Here is a 14,622-nt window from a genome sequence, read left to right as displayed (position 1 = left end):
ATCTGGCGGAGAGAGGGGGATTCGAACCCCCGAAGCGCGGTTTAGACGCTTACACACTTTCCAGGCGTGCTCCTTCAACCGCTCGGACACCTCTCCGGATTCCCCTGCGGAACGACAATGCCGTTGCAGGGGCCGCAGATTCTAGCTGGCTGCGCGGCCGGACACAAGCACCTTCGGTGGCAGGCGGGGGGACTGGACAGGCGTGGCACAATGGACGTCCTGATGAAGACGGTGGCCTGATGTCCTATCTCGTCCTTGCCCGCAAGTGGCGTCCGAAGCGGTTTGCCGAGCTGGTGGGCCAGGAACACGTGGTCCGCGCGCTTACCAATGCGCTGGACAGCGGCCGCGTGCACCATGCTTTCCTGTTTACCGGTACCCGCGGCGTGGGCAAGACCACCATCGCGCGCATTTTTGCCAAGTCGCTGAACTGCGAACAGGGCACCAGCGCGGATCCGTGTGGTCAGTGCCCGTCGTGCCTGGATATCGATTCGGGCCGTTACATCGACCTGCTGGAAATCGATGCGGCGTCCAACACCGGCGTGGACGATGTCCGCGAGGTGATCGAGAACGCGCAGTACATGCCGTCGCGCGGCAAGTACAAGGTCTACCTGATCGACGAAGTGCACATGCTGTCCAAGGCGGCCTTCAATGCGCTGCTGAAGACGCTGGAAGAACCGCCGGAGCACGTGAAGTTCCTGCTGGCCACCACCGATCCGCAGAAGCTGCCGGTGACCGTGCTCAGCCGCTGCCTGCAGTTCAACCTCAAGCGCCTGGACGAAGATCAGATCCAGGGGCAGATGACCCGCATCCTGGCGGCCGAGGACATCGAAGCCGACGAGAGCGCGCTGGTGCAACTGTCCAAGGCCGCCGATGGCAGCCTGCGTGACGGCCTGTCCCTGCTCGACCAGGCCATTGCCTACGCCGGCGGTGCGCTGCGCGAAGACGTGGTGCGCACCATGCTGGGGACGGTCGATCGCACCCAGGTCGCGGCCATGCTGGAAGCGCTGGCCGACGGCGATGGTCAGCGCCTGCTCAAGGTGGTGGCGGCGCTGGCGGAGTTTTCGCCGGACTGGAGTGGCGTGCTGGAAGCGCTGGCCGAGGCGCTGCATCGCATCCAGGTGCAGCAGTTGGTGCCGGGCGCGATCGCCGCCGACGGTCTGGACCTTGCCCGTTTCGCGGACAGTGTGCGGCCGGAAGTGGTGCAGCTCTGGTACCAGATGGCGCTCAATGGTCGGCGTGACCTGTCGCTGGCGCCGAGCCCGCGCGCAGGCTTTGAAATGGCCGTGCTGCGCATGCTGGCCTTCCGTCCGGCCGCTGCGGTGCCGCCTGTGCCGCGTGCGCCGGAAGGGGGCGAGGGCGCGCAGCCGGGTGGCTCGTCAGGGTCGGGGGTGAATCCGGGGCCGACGGGTATCGCGGCCGCATCCGCCGAGCAGGACGCGCCACAACCGAAGCAAGCGGCCCCCGTGGCCGTGAAGCAGGCAGCGCCGGACCCCAAGCCGGTGCAGGAACCACCGCCTGTGGAAGATCCTCCGCCGGCACCGCCCGTGCCGGTGGAAGAGCCGCCGCCGTCGTCCCCGGATGATGCCGATCTGCCGCCGTGGCAGGTGCAGGCAGCCGAGGGCGATGATGAGCGTGATGCCGCCCTGGCGGCTGAAATGGCCGGCCCGGACGCCGCCATGGTGGCGCCGTGGCAGCCGCCGGCAGAGCCGGCACCCGCGCCGGCCACGCCGTTCCAGGCCGAAGGCATCGCCATCGCGCCGGTCGCGACCAAGAAGGCGGACGCGTCGTCTGCAGCCGGCGAGCTGTCAGCGCTGGCGTGCGCCGAAGACTGGCTGGAACTGGTGGCTGGCAGCGGCCTGAGTGGTCCCTCGCGGCAGCTCGCCGCCAATGCGGCCTTCATCAGTTTCCAGCATGGGGTCTTGAAACTGGGCTTGTCGCCCGGATTTGAATACCTGAGCTCCGAGCGCGCCTTGGGTGCGCTGTCGGAGATGCTGGGCAAGGCGCTGGGTTCGCCGCCGAAGATCGTGGTCGATACCACGCAGGCGTCGGCCGAGACCCTGCACCAGCGCTCGGACCGTCAGCGTGGCGAACGCCAGCAGGCGGCCGAGGCGTTTTTCATGGCCGATCCGGAAGTACAGGTGCTGATCCAACAGCACGGTGCGCGGCTCGTGTCCGAATCCATCCGTCCCTTTGAAGAGTAAAGAACCATGCGCGGCAATATCGCCCAGATGATGCAGCAGGCCCAGAAGATGCAGGAGAACCTGCAGAAGGCCCAGGAAGAAATCGCCAAGCTTGAAGTCACCGGTGTTGCCGGTGGCGGCATGGTCAGCGTCACCCTGACCGGTGCCAAGGAGTGCCGCAAGGTGCGTATCGATCCGTCGCTGCTGGGCGACCAGGAAATGCTGGAAGACCTGGTGGCGGCTGCGTTCAACGACGCCTCCAACAAGGTCGATGCGGAGTCCAAGACGCGCATGGGTTCGGCCACCGCCGGCATGCAGTTGCCGCCGGGCATGAAGCTGCCGTTCTGAGCAGCGGCTCCATCACCTGCAGCGGGCCGTCGGCCCGCTCCATCGAAGCGCGACCATGACCGCCCCCCTGCTTGAACAGTTGATCGATGCACTGCGTGTGCTGCCGGGCGTGGGCCAGAAGACGGCCCAGCGCATGGCGTACCACCTGCTGGAGCGTGAGCGCGAGGGCGGCGAGAAGCTGTCGGCGATCCTGGCCCAGGCGATGGAGCGCATCGGCCACTGTGCGCAGTGCCGGGACTTCAGCGAAACCGAACTGTGCGCGACCTGCGCCAACGGCAGCCGCGATCGCGGCCAGTTGTGCGTGGTGGAGTCACCTGCCGATCGCCTGGCCATCGAGACCGCAACCGGTTTCCGTGGCGTGTACTACGTGCTGCAGGGGCGCTTGTCGCCGCTTGATGGCATCGGCCCGCGCGAGCTGGGGCTGGAGCAGTTGGACCAGCGCCTGGCGCAGGGCGAAATCGGCGAGATGATCATCGCCACCAGTGCCACCGTGGAAGGCGAAGCGACCGCGCATTATCTCGCGCAGTTGGCGCGTGCACGCACCGTGCGGCCCAGCCGCTTGGCGCAGGGCCTGCCCCTGGGCGGTGAGCTGGAGTTCGTCGATCGCGGCACGTTGTCGCATGCGTTCGGTACGCGCAGTGAAGTGCGGGAATAACCATCATCGAGGCAGCCATGAGCAACGAAACGCTTTTCAGCAAGATCATCCGCCGGGAAATCCCTGCCACCATCGTCTATGAAGACGAGGAGGTCCTGGGCTTCAACGACATCGCCCCGCAGGCGCCGGTGCATGTGCTCTTCATTCCCAAGCAGCACATCATCCCCACCCTGGATGACCTTCAGCCCGAGCAGGCCCACCTGATCGGCAAGCTGGCGTTGGCGGCCGCCTCGTATGCGCGTGACCAGGGGCTGGCACAGGATGGCTACCGTATCGTCATGAACTGCCGCGAGAATGCGGGCCAGACCGTCTTCCACATCCACCTGCACCTGCTGGCCGGTGCGCCGCTGGGTCACTTCGGCGCGCCGGGCAAGTAAGTACGCCGTGCACGAAAAAGCCGCCCGAAGGCGGCTTTCTGGTCAGCAACGAAACGGCAGGTGGCTTACCACCAGCCGTAACGGCCATAGCCCCACGGGCCCCATGCCGGACCCGGACCCCACGGGCCATACGGGTAGGGCACCACGTCCACCTGACGCTGCACCGGCCACAGATAGATCACGTCGGCGGCGAGTTTGGGCAGGCGGTAGTCGTACTCTCCGATCTTGACGCTCTCGAAGCCGTCCACGCGGCCGATGAAGGTCACATCGCGGCCCTCTTCGAACACGGCCGGATCGTAGAAGCCGGCGCGACAGGCCACGAACCGGCCATCGCTGGCGTCGGTCGAGGTGGAGGTCGGGCGGCCACTGGCGGTCAGCGGGCGCGAGATGATCTGGAAGCAGGTCTGGCCCTGCACCGGCATGGTCTCGATGATGCGGCCACCCCAGCGCACCGGCGCACCGACCTGCTGGGTCGATACCGAGTCACGGGGCGTGACGGGGTTGAACTGGCCCTGCAGCGGCTTGGGCGCCGTTGCGCAGGCGGCCAGTACAAGCGAAGCCGCCAAGGGAAGCAGAAGTTTCAGGTTCATGGTGTGGCTCCGGAAGTCGGACGATGCCTGCGCAGGTCGACCAATAATGAGGCGTGGTCGACGTGAGTGCCAGCGTAGCGCGCGTCGACGAAACGCTGGCTGAGCGCCAGCAATGCAGGGTCGCTCCGTTGGGCGTGAACGCGGCGTGCCCAGTCCATGGCAGGCTCGGCCGGTTCGCGTCCCAGACCGCGCCGCGCGTACCGCCGCCCAAGGCGATGCCACGCGCGCAGAAGGGGGTCGCGCTCGCGTTCGCCGCGTGCCAGCACCCACGCCATGGCACCGACGGCAAGCAACGCGATGACCACGAAGCCGATGATCAGTTGCCCCGGCTTCAGGTCCGGCATGCCGAAGGTGCGCAGCAGATGCTGCTGGCGGTTGGCATCGAAGGACAGCACCAGGTCGTTCCAGCCACGCCGCAGCCAGTCCAGGGCTTGTCCGGTCTGCAGCCACGCCCCCTGCACGCCGCCCGGATTGGCGCCCAGGCGATCGTCGAGGGTGTCGTAGATGCGCTCTGGTGCCACCGCAGCGGTGGGGTCCACGCGAACCCAGCCGCGCCCCGCCAGCCACACTTCGGCCCACGCGTGAGCGTCCATGCGGCGCACCACCCAGTAGTCGCCGATGGGATTGCGCACGCCGCCGGCAAAGCCGGTCACCACGCGTGCCGGCACCCCCGCATTGCGCATCAGCACCACGAAGGCAGAGCTGAAGTGTTCACAAAATCCCACCTTCTGGTCGAACAGGAATTCGTCCACGGCGTTGCGACCCGGCAGCGGGGTTTCCAGCGAGTACGCAAACTCGGCGCGTATCCACTCCAGGCTGCGGCGTACCAGTGCGGCGTCATCGGTGCCGGCCTGCGCGCGCCATTGCCTTGCCAGTGCGGCGGTGCGCGGGTTGAAGTTGGCAGGCAGCTGCAGGGCCAGTTCGCGCTGAAACGGTGACAGGTCGCCGGCAAATACCTGCGGGGGGGCGGACTGCAGCGTCCATCGGGTCAGTGCGCTCAGCGGGCGGTCGCTGACCAGGCTGTAGTCCGCTGTCAGCCGGCTGCCTTCGGGCGCTGCGCCGGGCAGATCCAGCGCGACCAGCTGCCGGCGGTCGGTGGGTTCGTAATCGATGGTGTAGTCCCAGCGCTGCGCACCGGGCTGTACCGCTGCCGGCGGGGCCTGTTCCAGGCCGCGATCGCGCTGCCAGCGGCGCCCGTCGAAACGGCTCAGCACGGGGCCGCGCCAGTAGCGCTGTTCGGCCGCCGGCACCGGCCCGCGGAACTGCGCGCGCAGGGCGGGGGTGTCGTCGGCCATCAGATCCAGCCATTGCCCGGGTTCCATGCTGTCGGACAGGCCGGGTCGGGCGACCGCCCGCTCGGGCAGACCCCACAACGGCTGCGACAGCCGCGGGAACAGCCAGAACGTGGCCATCGCCAGCGGCAGGCCGATCAGCAACAGGCGCATCACGCCGCGTAGTTGCGTGCGCAGGGCCGGTGGCGGTGCATGTCCTTCGGCCTGTGCCAAGCGCTGCAGGGCCAGCAGAGCGCAGGTGCCGGCCAGTACCGCCAGCACGGTGGTGATCGGTCCCTGGTCCAGCAGGAAGGCGGCGAACGGCGCGAACAAAGCAAAGCCGAGCAGGCTGCGGGCATCACGCAGCGTGCGCAGTTCGCTGGATTTGATCGCCAGCATGGCCGCCAGCAGCGCGCAGCCGGTATCGCGTCCAGGCCGCATGCCCATCTGCGCGTAGATCAACGCCAGCATCGCCACCACCAGCAGCAATCTCACGGGCACCGGAAGCAGGCCGCGACGCGATACCAGCGCGGTCAGCACCGCCGTGCCGGCAATGGCCGACGCCAGCAGCGTGGGCAACTGCAACAACAGCGGAAGCAAGGCCAGCGCGGTGCTGGCCAATGCCCAACCGCGTGCGTGGCGATCCAGCAAAGAGGCGGGTTCAGTCATGAGGCAGCAGCGCCAGCGCGCGCAGGCAGAGGTGATGATGGGGCGCGCCCTGGGCCGGACCCAGCGGCGGCTGCCCCGGCAGCTTCAAGGTGTAGCGCCGTCCCTGGCGTTCGGCCAGGTCGACCCAGCGCGCCAGACGGGCAACACGTTGTTCTGTACCCAGTCCCTGCAGGTGGCGCCAGTCCAGTACGGCATCGATCCCTACCGGTTTTTCGTACTCGCGCACCAGCAGCGTGTCGCGGCGCGCGGAATGCTTCCAGGAAATGCTGCGGCGAGGATCCCCTGCGCGATACGGACGCAGCTGATGCAGCTCTTCGCCGGCGGCGTCCATGCGGCTGTGCAGCGGGTCGCTGCCCTGTTCGGGTAGTCCCGGTCCCTGCGTTTCCGCGTGTGGATACACCAGCAATGGCTGGTCCGGCCAGAACCATGCCCATGCGCGTACCAGGCCGAGCGGCTGCGTGGTGGACAGGCGGATGCGCTCCAGGTCCAGCCAACCGCGCCGTTCGGTAGGCAGGTCGAGCGTGGCTTCCACGCGGCCGCTGGCCGGCAGCGTCACCCAGCTGCGGGCATCACCATGATCCAGCTGCAGGCCAGGGCGGTTGCGCTGTTCGCGCTGCGACAAGGCCAGCCGCAGCCGCAGGGGATGACCGGCGGGCACCGGCTCGGCGGCCACCGCATCCAGGCTTACCCCGGAGAGCGCAAGGTGGGCGCTGATCGTGCTGGCTACTGCCGCGCCAGACAACAGCAGGGCCAGCAGCAATGCGGGATTGTTGTTGTAGTTCAGCGCCCCCAGCAGCATCGCCAACAGCAGCGCCGCGACGAACAGCCCGAACCGCGTGGGCAGCACGTAGATGCGCCGCCGATGCAGCCGCTGTGGCAGGGTTTCAGTTTGACGCGGCTGGGCAAGCGCCAGCAGACGCTGCCGACGCGAAGGCGCAGGCGCGTTCAATCCACCGGCACCGTCTGCAGGATGGCGCGTGCGAGCGCAGGACCGGCGGAGGATTCCGCCTCGCCCACCAGGCGATGGCCGGCGACCCCAATGAACAGCGTCTGCACATCTTCGGGCACCACGTGCGCACGTCCCAGCAGCAAGGCATGGGCCTTGGCCGCGCGCAACAGGGCCAGCCCGGCACGCGGCGACAGGCCCACGCGCACGCCGGCATGCTGGCGGCTGCGGGTCAGCAGGGCCTGCACGTAGTCCACCAGCGCATCGCTGACGTGTACCTGCAGCACGGCATCGCGCAACTGCCGTACCTGGTTGTCGTCCAGCTTCGGGGTGGCGCGCGCGATCAAATCGCGGCGGTCCACGCCACGCAACAGCTCACGTTCGGCATCCACGTTCGGATAGCCCATCGCCAGCCGCAGCAGGAAACGGTCCAGCTGCGAATCCGGCAGCGGGAAGGTGCCCGAGAGGTCCACCGGGTTCTGCGTGGCGATCACGAAGAACGGGTCCGGCAGGGCATGGGTCTGCCCGTCCAGCGTCACCTGCTGCTCGGCCATCGCTTCCAGCAGGGCGCTCTGCGTACGGGGCGGGGCGCGGTTGATTTCATCGGCCAGCAGCACGTGGGTGAACACCGGCCCGGGATGAAAGGCGAACTCGCGGCTTCCGGGATCGAGGATCGACACGCCCAGCACATCGGCAGGCAGCAGGTCGGAAGTGAACTGCACGCGCTGGAAGCCGAGCCCCAGGCTGGATGCCAGCGCGTGGGCGAGGGTGGTCTTGCCCAGGCCGGGCAGGTCCTCGATCAGCAGGTGCCCGCCGGACAGCAGCGCCACGAAGGCCAGCCGCACCTCATGGGCCTTGCCCAGCACCAGTGAATTGACCTGCTCTTGCGCAGCATGCAGGGCCTGAAGCAGTTCATCGGTTAGCATGCGGGACACGCGGGGCGAAGATTCCATCGTCGTCTCTGGCTCGGTCTTCCTTCGATTCTATAGAGCAATGCAGGGCGAACAACGCGCACGCACGATATTTCTGTGGTTATGGACGCTGATCACGGCTGTGAAGCTGGTCGTGGCGGCGCGTCTGCCGTTGTTCGTGGACGAAGCGTTTTATTGGCAGGAAGGTCAGCATCTGGCCGCTGCGTATTCCGATCTGCCCGGGCTCACCGCATGGTTGGCGCGGGTGGGCGTGGAGATCGGTGGCCATCACGTGCTCGCGCTGCGGCTGCCGTTCCTGGCCATCGGCGCCTGGCTGCCGTGGGCGGTCTCGCGCATTGCCACGCGCTGGTTCGGCAATGTAGCCGGCTGGCAGGCAGGCAGCCTGACGCTGCTGATGCCGCTGTCGGCCACGCTGGGCATGCTGGCGGTGCCGGACGTGCCCATGGCGATGGCGGCGGTGTTGTGCCTGGGTGCCGGTGCGCGCCTGCTGCGCCAGGTTGACGCCGCCGCGGCGGTACGTCTGGCGCTCGGCCTGCTGATCGGCGCATTGAGTCATTACCGTTTCATCGGCGTGATCGCGGTGGGCTTCGTTGCGCTGTTGTTGATGCCGCAGGGCCGCCGCATGCTGCGCGATCCGCGCATCTGGGTGGCATTGGCGGTAGGTGTGCTCGCATGGCTGCCGTTGCTGGCGTGGAATGCAGACAACCACGAGGCTGGCCTGAAATTCCAGGTGGTGGATCGCCATCCTTGGGATTTCCAGTGGTCGGGGCTGTGGTTCCTGTTGATCCAGCCCATGCTGGTCACCCCGTTGCTGTGCATCGCGATGTGGAAAGTGGCCGTGGCCGGCACCCGCGCAGGCGACGGCGCGCGCGCGCAGTGGCGCTATTTCGGCCTGGTGGGCGGGGTGTCCACGCTGGCGATCTTCGTGCTGGGCTTCTTCACCGACGTGGAGCGCATCAGCTTCCACTGGCCGCTGCCGGGGTACCTGGCGCTGCTGGTGGCCGTGCCGGTCGTACTCAACGGTTGGCCGCGCTGGCTGCGCCGTACCGCCTGGTGGACCGCAGGCGTCGGTCTGGCATTGGCCTTCAGTTACTACCTGATGGTGTCCTCACCGGCGCTGCGCGAGCAGCTTGCCGGTTACAAGTATTACCCGCGCAACTTCGCCGGCTGGGAGCCGCTGGCCGCGGCAGTGCGCGATGAACTGAAACAGATGCCGCCGGAAACCAGGGTGCTGGCCGGTAACTTCAAGGTCGGCGCGGAACTGGGCTTCCAGCTGGGCAATGCGGAGATCGAGGTGCTGCCGCACCCGTTGAACGACAAGCACGGCCGGAGTGTGCAGCTGGGACTGTGGGGCCTGTTGCATGAGGGTCGGCGCGATGGCCCGCGCTTGCTGGTGCTGTCGCCCAGCGACCAGCGTTACCGCGAACTGTTGGACCGCTACCACGCCATCTGCACGCAGGTCGGCCCCTTGCCGCCGCCTCGCGTGGTCAGCAACGATCACGGTTTCCAGCGTTTCCTGCTGTTCCGCTTGCCGCCGCAGCGCGACGAGCGGCCGTGCGTGACCCCGGCGATGGCGTGGTTCGATACGCCGTCCTCGGGCGACCGCGTGGATGCCCAGATGCCGGTGAAGGGATGGGCATTCAAGGACGGGGTGGGGCTGTCGCGCGTGGAAGTGCTGGTGGACGGCCGCTACGTCACGGACGCGGTGTACGGGCGCACGTTCGATATCCGCCCGGCCTGGCCGCAGTCGACCGATCCGCAGCATCCGCAGGTGGGCTTCGACGCGCGCATCGACACCACCACGCTTGCACCCGGCCGGCATTGGCTGGGCCTGCGGCTGCACGGTCACGACGGCAGCGTGGAGACATGGCAGGAACAGCCGTTCGTGGTGCCTGCGCGGTAGGGCGATAGCTGCCGGGATTCCGGTTGGTGAGGCCGGGCCTGGGCGCTCAGGGAACGGCGAAGCCGGCCTGCCGCAGCAGCCCGCATAGTGCGATCAGCGGCAGCCCGACCAACGCGGTGGGATCGCGGTTATCGATCGCGTCGAACAGGGCAATCCCCAGGCCCTCGCATTTGAAACTGCCGGCGCAGTCGAGCGGCTGTTCGGCGTCCACGTAGCGCGCGATCTCCGCCGCCTGCAGATCGCGGAAGCGCACGCTGGTGGTGTCCACTGCGTGCAATTGCTCCGTATCACGCATCAGGCAGATCGCGGTGTGGAAGTGCACCATCTTGCCGGACATGGCCGCCAACTGCGCCTGCGCGGCCGGCACACTGCCGGGCTTGCCCAATGGCTGGCCGTCCAGATCGGCGACTTGGTCCGATCCGATCGCCCAGGCGCCCGGGTACCGCTTGGCGACCTCCGCTGCCTTGGCTGCCGCCAGCCGCACCGCCAGCGCACGCGGTGGCTCGCCAGCCAGCGGCGATTCATCCACATCGGGCCGTACGCAGTCGAAGGGCAGGGCCAGCCGTTGCAGCAGCGCGCGGCGGTAGGGGGACGTAGAGGCCAGCAGCAGGGTGCTCATGCGGCATGATGACAGTCTGGGCGGGCCAGTCTGGCCCCTGCGCGGCCCCCGCGACAAGCCTGAAGTCATCGGCATTTGACAGGGGCGGCGGCGATCCTTAACATTCAGCGGCTTATGTCCGCGAACGTGCCCGAAACGCTGGATGCTTGGCGGATGGTCGCAGCGCGAAGGCGCTTCGACGGCCAAGTCGATCTGGCTCAATTCACCCGCCTGCAAGGCCTCGTTGCCGATGCGGAAGGTCAGTGCACGTTTGCGCTGGAATTCTCGCACGACGACATCCTGCGGGTATCCTATGTGGAATTGACCATCGATACCGAGCTGCCGCTGATCTGTCAGCGCAGCCTGCAGCGTTTCCTGCTGCCGGTGAAGCTGGTGCAGAAGATCGGCCTGATCCGCGAGGAAGACGAGGAATCGTCGCTTCCGGAAGACTTCGAGGCTTTGCTGGTGCCGGTAGATGGCCAGTTGGCACCGTTGGAGCTGGTCGAGGACGAGTTGGTGTTGGCGGTTCCGGTCGTAGCCCTCTCGCCCGATGGCGAAGCAGTCGAGCGCGAATGGGCACCGACGAAGGAAGAAACGGACAAGGTCAACCCGTTCGCGGCGCTGGCCTCTCTGAAGAAAAAAGATCCGTGATGTCGAGTTCGCTCGACTGACGAATTTGCAGCCGGGTATCGTCGGCGGCTGCGGCGAAAGCGAAAAGTGTGCTGGACGCTGGCGTCCTGTGCGACGAAACGACGAAGAAAATCGAACCGAGTTTGGAGCAATCCCATGGCTGTGCAGAAATCCCGTGTTACCCCGTCCCGCCGCGGCATGCGCCGTGCGCATGACGCCCTGAGCGCAAAGCAGCTGTCGACCGACCCGACCACGGGCGAAGTGCATCTGCGTCACCACATCACTGCCGATGGTTTCTACCGCGGCAAGAAGGTCATCCAGACCAAGACTTCTTCCGTCGAAGAAGATTGATGTGAGTGAAGGCCGCTGCCGTCCAGGCAGCGGCCTTTGCCGTATCTTCCCGGGTTACCGTCCGCGGTCACCCGCGCAACAGGAATGTCGATGAGCAAGCGGATCTACTCGAGGATCGCGGGCACCGGTAGCTATTTGCCGGAGAAAGTGCTGACCAACGCCGACCTGGAACGCATGGTCGAGACGTCGGACGAGTGGATCGTTTCGCGCACCGGCATCAAAGAGCGGCACATCGCCGCTGATGAAGAAACCACCAGTGACCTCGGCTACCACGCTGCGGTAAAGGCACTGGAAGCGGCCGGCATCGATGCCAGCCAGCTGGACATGATCGTGGTCGGTACCACCACGCCCGATCTGATTTTCCCGTCCACCGCGTGCCTGATCCAGGCCAAGCTCGGTGCGAGCGGTTGCCCCGCTTTCGACGTCAATGCCGCCTGTTCCGGCTTTGTGTTCGCGTTGAGCGTGGCCGACAAATTCATTCGTTCCGGTGATGCACGCCACGTGCTGGTCATCGGTGCGGAAACCCTCACCCGTATCGTCGACTGGAAAGACCGCACGACCTGCGTGCTGTTCGGTGACGGTGCCGGTGCGGTGGTGCTGAAGGCCGATGAAGAGACCGGCATCCTCAGCACCCACCTGCATTCGGATGGCAGCAAGAAAGAGCTGCTGTGGAATCCGGTCGGGATCTCCGTCGGGTTCGGTAAGGGCGAAGAAGCCCGCGGCGCGATCCTGATGAAGGGCAACGACGTCTTCAAGTACGCAGTGAAGGCGCTGGACTCGGTCGTCGATGAAACCCTGGCAGCCAATGCGCTGACCAAGGACGACCTGGACTGGCTGATCCCGCATCAGGCCAACCTGCGCATCATCGAAGCGACGGCCAAGCGCCTGGACCTGTCGATGGACCAGGTAGTGGTGACGGTCGACCAGCACGGCAACACCTCGTCGGCTTCGGTGCCAATGGCGCTGGATCACGCGGTGCGTTCGGGCCGTGTGGAGCGTGGTCAACTGCTGCTGTTGGAAGCTTTCGGTGGCGGCTTCACGTGGGGTTCGGCGCTGCTGCGTTATTGATACCCCTCTGTTACGACATCGTTAGATCGTCGTTACGGCCCTTCGGGGCCGTAGTGCGTTATGGAGAAACCCCGTGGTCGAACCCATCACCCTCGAAGGCCAGCGCGCCTGGCTGAAACAGTACGGGGAAGGCAGTCGCGCTGTTGCGCTGGGCCTGCTCAATTTCGTCGCCAATCGCTTCCATCTGGATGCACTGCGCCCGCCGCCGCACCGCGGGGGTGATGCCGCTGCGCGTACCGAGGCGCGTCGGTTGGGTGAGTTGCAGGCGCAAGGGGTGAACGTACCCGCTGTGCTGGGCACTGGCCACGCCGCGCTGGTGCTGGGCGATAACGGCAGCTCGTTCAATACCTGTCTGCGAGAAGCCGATGACGCCGGTCGTGATCGGCTGGTGGCTGCTGCGATGCAGGCCATGGCGGACGCGCATGCGCAAGGTGCTTACTTCGGTCAACCGCTGCCGCGCAATCTCACCTGGGATGGCGAGCGTGTCGGCTTCATTGATTTCGAAGAAGATCCGCTGGAAGTGATGGACCTGGCGCAGGCGCAGGCCCGTGACTGGCTGATGTTCGGCTACGGCGTGGCCAAGTATTACGCTGACCGGCCGCAGCAGTTGCAGGCGTTGATGGCCGCGGCGATGGACGGCGCGAACGAACCCGTGCGTGAGCATGCGCATGCGGTGACCGGCCGCCTGCAGCACGTCGCCAAGGCCAGCAAGAAGCTGGGTCGCTCGGCGCGTGCGCTGGCCAACGCCATCCTGATCGTGCACGGGGCCACCACGCTGGGCGTGCTGATGGTGCTGATGGTGTGCGTGGACTGGTTGGCCGACGGCCACCTGGACCTGCTTGAACTGCTGACCTGACCGACCGGGCTGGCGGCCTACGGCCGTCACTACCCCCCGCCGCACTCATTCCGCCGAGCCGACCTCCCGGCAGAGCCGAGGGTAGAGCCGACTTCAGTCGGCTGCCTTACCTCCCGCGCGCCGCACACATTCCGCCGAGCACAGCTCGGCGCAACCACCTGCGAGCTCCCGCCCGTGCCCCGGTGCGCCCCCCTGCATACGCGCACGTACAGACGGCCGACGGCAATCGCCTTTATCATGGCCTGCTTCGATTAAACCAAGCGGATGACCGCGTGACCGATTCCACTCTTGCGTTCGTGTTCCCCGGCCAGGGCTCCCAGTCTGTGGGCATGCTGGCCGAGTTGGCTGAGCTGCACCCGCAGGTGCGTGAGGCGTTCAGCGAAGCATCCGATGGCGCCGGTGTCGACCTGTGGGCGCTGTCCCAGGGTGGCCCGGAGGAAATGCTCAACCGCACCGAGTACACCCAGCCGGCCCTGTTGGCGGGCAGCATCGGGGTGTGGCGCACATGGCAGGCCCTCGGCGGCGCACAGCCTGCCGTGCTGGCCGGCCACAGCCTGGGTGAGTACACCGCGCTGGTTGCCGCTGGGGCGCTGAGCCTGCACGACGGTGCCCACCTGGTGCGCCTGCGTGGCCAACTGATGCAGGAAGCCGCGCCGGCCGGCGTGGGTGCCATGGCTGCCGTGCTCGGCGCCGAAGACGCCCTGGTGCTGGAGGTCTGTGCCGAAGCCGCTGGCAGCCAGGTGCTGGTGCCGGCCAACTACAACTCGCCCGGCCAGATCGTGATCGGGGGCGACGCCGCTGCAGTGGATCGCGCGCTGGCGCTGCTCGCTGAAAAGGGCGTGCGCAAGGCGGTCAAGCTGGCCGTCAGCGTGCCCTCGCATACCCCGTTGATGCGCGAAGCTGCCAACCGCCTGGCCGAAACCATGCGCGGCCTGGCCTGGCAGGCGCCGCGCTTGCCGGTGGTGCAGAACGTGGATGCCAAGGTGCATGACGGCGTGGAAGCCATCGCCCAAGCGCTGGTGCAGCAGTTGTACCAGCCGGTGCAGTGGACGGGCTGCGTGCAGGCGCTGGCCGCACGCGGCGTCACCCGCATTGCCGAATGTGGCCCGGGCAAGGTGCTGACTGGCCTGATCAAGCGTATCGATAAGACCATCGACGGCCGTTCGCTGGCTACCCCGGGCGACGTTGAAGCCGCCCGTGAGGCATGGTCGGCCTGACCCCTTCCCGTTACCCGCCGAGCCGTGCCGT

At 66.9% G+C, this 14,622-nt stretch carries 15 protein-coding genes and 1 tRNA gene; 10 read left to right on the top strand and 6 right to left on the bottom strand.

Going from position 1 to position 14,622, the window contains the following annotated elements:
- Positions 1-3 precede the first annotated feature (3 nt).
- Positions 4-96 (bottom strand) — tRNA-Ser (locus ICJ04_RS14165).
- 143 nt (positions 97-239) lie between these two features.
- On the opposite strand from ICJ04_RS14165, the gene dnaX reads away from it, so the two are divergent.
- Genes dnaX through ICJ04_RS14145 form a run of 4 tightly spaced genes read left to right on the top strand, consistent with a single transcriptional unit; the run spans position 240 to position 3,560 of the window.
- Complete coding sequence (gene dnaX / locus ICJ04_RS14160; RefSeq protein WP_188324851.1) at positions 240-2,201, top strand: DNA polymerase III subunit gamma/tau; 1,962 nt, start codon at positions 240-242, stop codon at positions 2,199-2,201.
- 6 nt (positions 2,202-2,207) lie between these two features.
- Positions 2,208-2,528, top strand: a complete 321-nt coding sequence (locus ICJ04_RS14155) for a YbaB/EbfC family nucleoid-associated protein (RefSeq protein ID WP_188324850.1) — start codon at positions 2,208-2,210, stop codon at positions 2,526-2,528.
- A gap of 55 nt (positions 2,529-2,583) precedes the next feature.
- Positions 2,584-3,183, top strand: coding sequence for a recombination mediator RecR (gene recR, locus ICJ04_RS14150; RefSeq protein WP_188324849.1), 600 nt, complete (start codon positions 2,584-2,586; stop codon positions 3,181-3,183).
- Between the two features lie 17 nt (positions 3,184-3,200).
- Positions 3,201-3,560 (top strand): histidine triad nucleotide-binding protein, encoded by a 360-nt coding sequence (locus ICJ04_RS14145; RefSeq protein WP_188324848.1) that lies wholly within the window; start codon positions 3,201-3,203, stop codon positions 3,558-3,560.
- A gap of 65 nt (positions 3,561-3,625) precedes the next feature.
- Here ICJ04_RS14145 and ICJ04_RS14140 read toward each other — a convergent pair whose 3' ends face one another.
- Genes ICJ04_RS14140 through ICJ04_RS14125 form a run of 4 tightly spaced genes read right to left on the bottom strand, consistent with a single transcriptional unit; the run spans position 3,626 to position 7,962 of the window.
- Complete coding sequence (locus tag ICJ04_RS14140) at positions 3,626-4,150, bottom strand: Slp family lipoprotein (RefSeq protein ID WP_188324847.1); 525 nt, start codon at positions 4,148-4,150, stop codon at positions 3,626-3,628.
- Entirely contained in the window at positions 4,147-6,090 is a 1,944-nt protein-coding gene (locus ICJ04_RS14135; RefSeq protein WP_188324846.1) for a DUF3488 and transglutaminase-like domain-containing protein, read from the bottom strand. The genes ICJ04_RS14140 and ICJ04_RS14135 overlap by 4 nt, the downstream gene beginning before the upstream one ends.
- On the bottom strand, positions 6,083-7,039 hold the full coding sequence (locus ICJ04_RS14130; RefSeq protein WP_223202902.1) for a DUF58 domain-containing protein: 957 nt from the start codon (positions 7,037-7,039) through the stop codon (positions 6,083-6,085). Before ICJ04_RS14130 ends, ICJ04_RS14135 begins: the two co-directional genes overlap by 8 nt.
- Positions 7,036-7,962, bottom strand: a complete 927-nt coding sequence (locus ICJ04_RS14125) for a MoxR family ATPase (protein WP_188327349.1) — start codon at positions 7,960-7,962, stop codon at positions 7,036-7,038. Before ICJ04_RS14125 ends, ICJ04_RS14130 begins: the two co-directional genes overlap by 4 nt.
- A gap of 67 nt (positions 7,963-8,029) precedes the next feature.
- Here ICJ04_RS14125 and ICJ04_RS14120 point away from each other — a divergent pair, with 67 nt between their 5' ends.
- Complete coding sequence (locus ICJ04_RS14120) at positions 8,030-9,871, top strand: glycosyltransferase family 39 protein (protein WP_188324845.1); 1,842 nt, start codon at positions 8,030-8,032, stop codon at positions 9,869-9,871.
- 46 nt (positions 9,872-9,917) lie between these two features.
- On the opposite strand, the gene ICJ04_RS14115 is transcribed toward ICJ04_RS14120, so the two are convergent.
- Positions 9,918-10,490 (bottom strand): Maf family nucleotide pyrophosphatase, encoded by a 573-nt coding sequence (locus tag ICJ04_RS14115; protein WP_188324844.1) that lies wholly within the window; start codon positions 10,488-10,490, stop codon positions 9,918-9,920.
- A 114-nt stretch (positions 10,491-10,604) separates the two neighbouring features.
- On the opposite strand from ICJ04_RS14115, the gene ICJ04_RS14110 reads away from it, so the two are divergent.
- From ICJ04_RS14110 to fabD, 5 genes are all read left to right on the top strand, one after another.
- A complete protein-coding gene (locus tag ICJ04_RS14110) occupies positions 10,605-11,120 on the top strand; it encodes a YceD family protein (protein ID WP_188327348.1) in 516 nt (171 codons plus the stop codon).
- A gap of 135 nt (positions 11,121-11,255) precedes the next feature.
- Positions 11,256-11,450 (top strand): 50S ribosomal protein L32, encoded by a 195-nt coding sequence (gene rpmF / locus ICJ04_RS14105; RefSeq protein WP_042613380.1) that lies wholly within the window; start codon positions 11,256-11,258, stop codon positions 11,448-11,450.
- A gap of 90 nt (positions 11,451-11,540) precedes the next feature.
- Positions 11,541-12,518 carry a beta-ketoacyl-ACP synthase III gene (locus tag ICJ04_RS14100; RefSeq protein WP_188324843.1) on the top strand — a complete coding sequence of 326 codons (978 nt, stop codon included), beginning with the start codon at positions 11,541-11,543 and terminating at the stop codon, positions 12,516-12,518.
- 73 nt (positions 12,519-12,591) lie between these two features.
- Positions 12,592-13,374 (top strand): serine/threonine protein phosphatase, encoded by a 783-nt coding sequence (locus ICJ04_RS14095; RefSeq protein ID WP_188324842.1) that lies wholly within the window; start codon positions 12,592-12,594, stop codon positions 13,372-13,374.
- Between the two features lie 272 nt (positions 13,375-13,646).
- Complete coding sequence (gene fabD / locus ICJ04_RS14090; RefSeq protein WP_188324841.1) at positions 13,647-14,591, top strand: ACP S-malonyltransferase; 945 nt, start codon at positions 13,647-13,649, stop codon at positions 14,589-14,591.
- The last annotated feature ends 31 nt before the right edge of the window (positions 14,592-14,622 follow it).

Origin of the sequence: Stenotrophomonas sp. 169 (assembly GCF_014621775.1) — a bacterium.
In the GTDB taxonomy this organism is placed as follows: domain Bacteria; phylum Pseudomonadota; class Gammaproteobacteria; order Xanthomonadales; family Xanthomonadaceae; genus Stenotrophomonas.
This window is presented reverse-complemented; position numbering and strand designations above follow the sequence as displayed.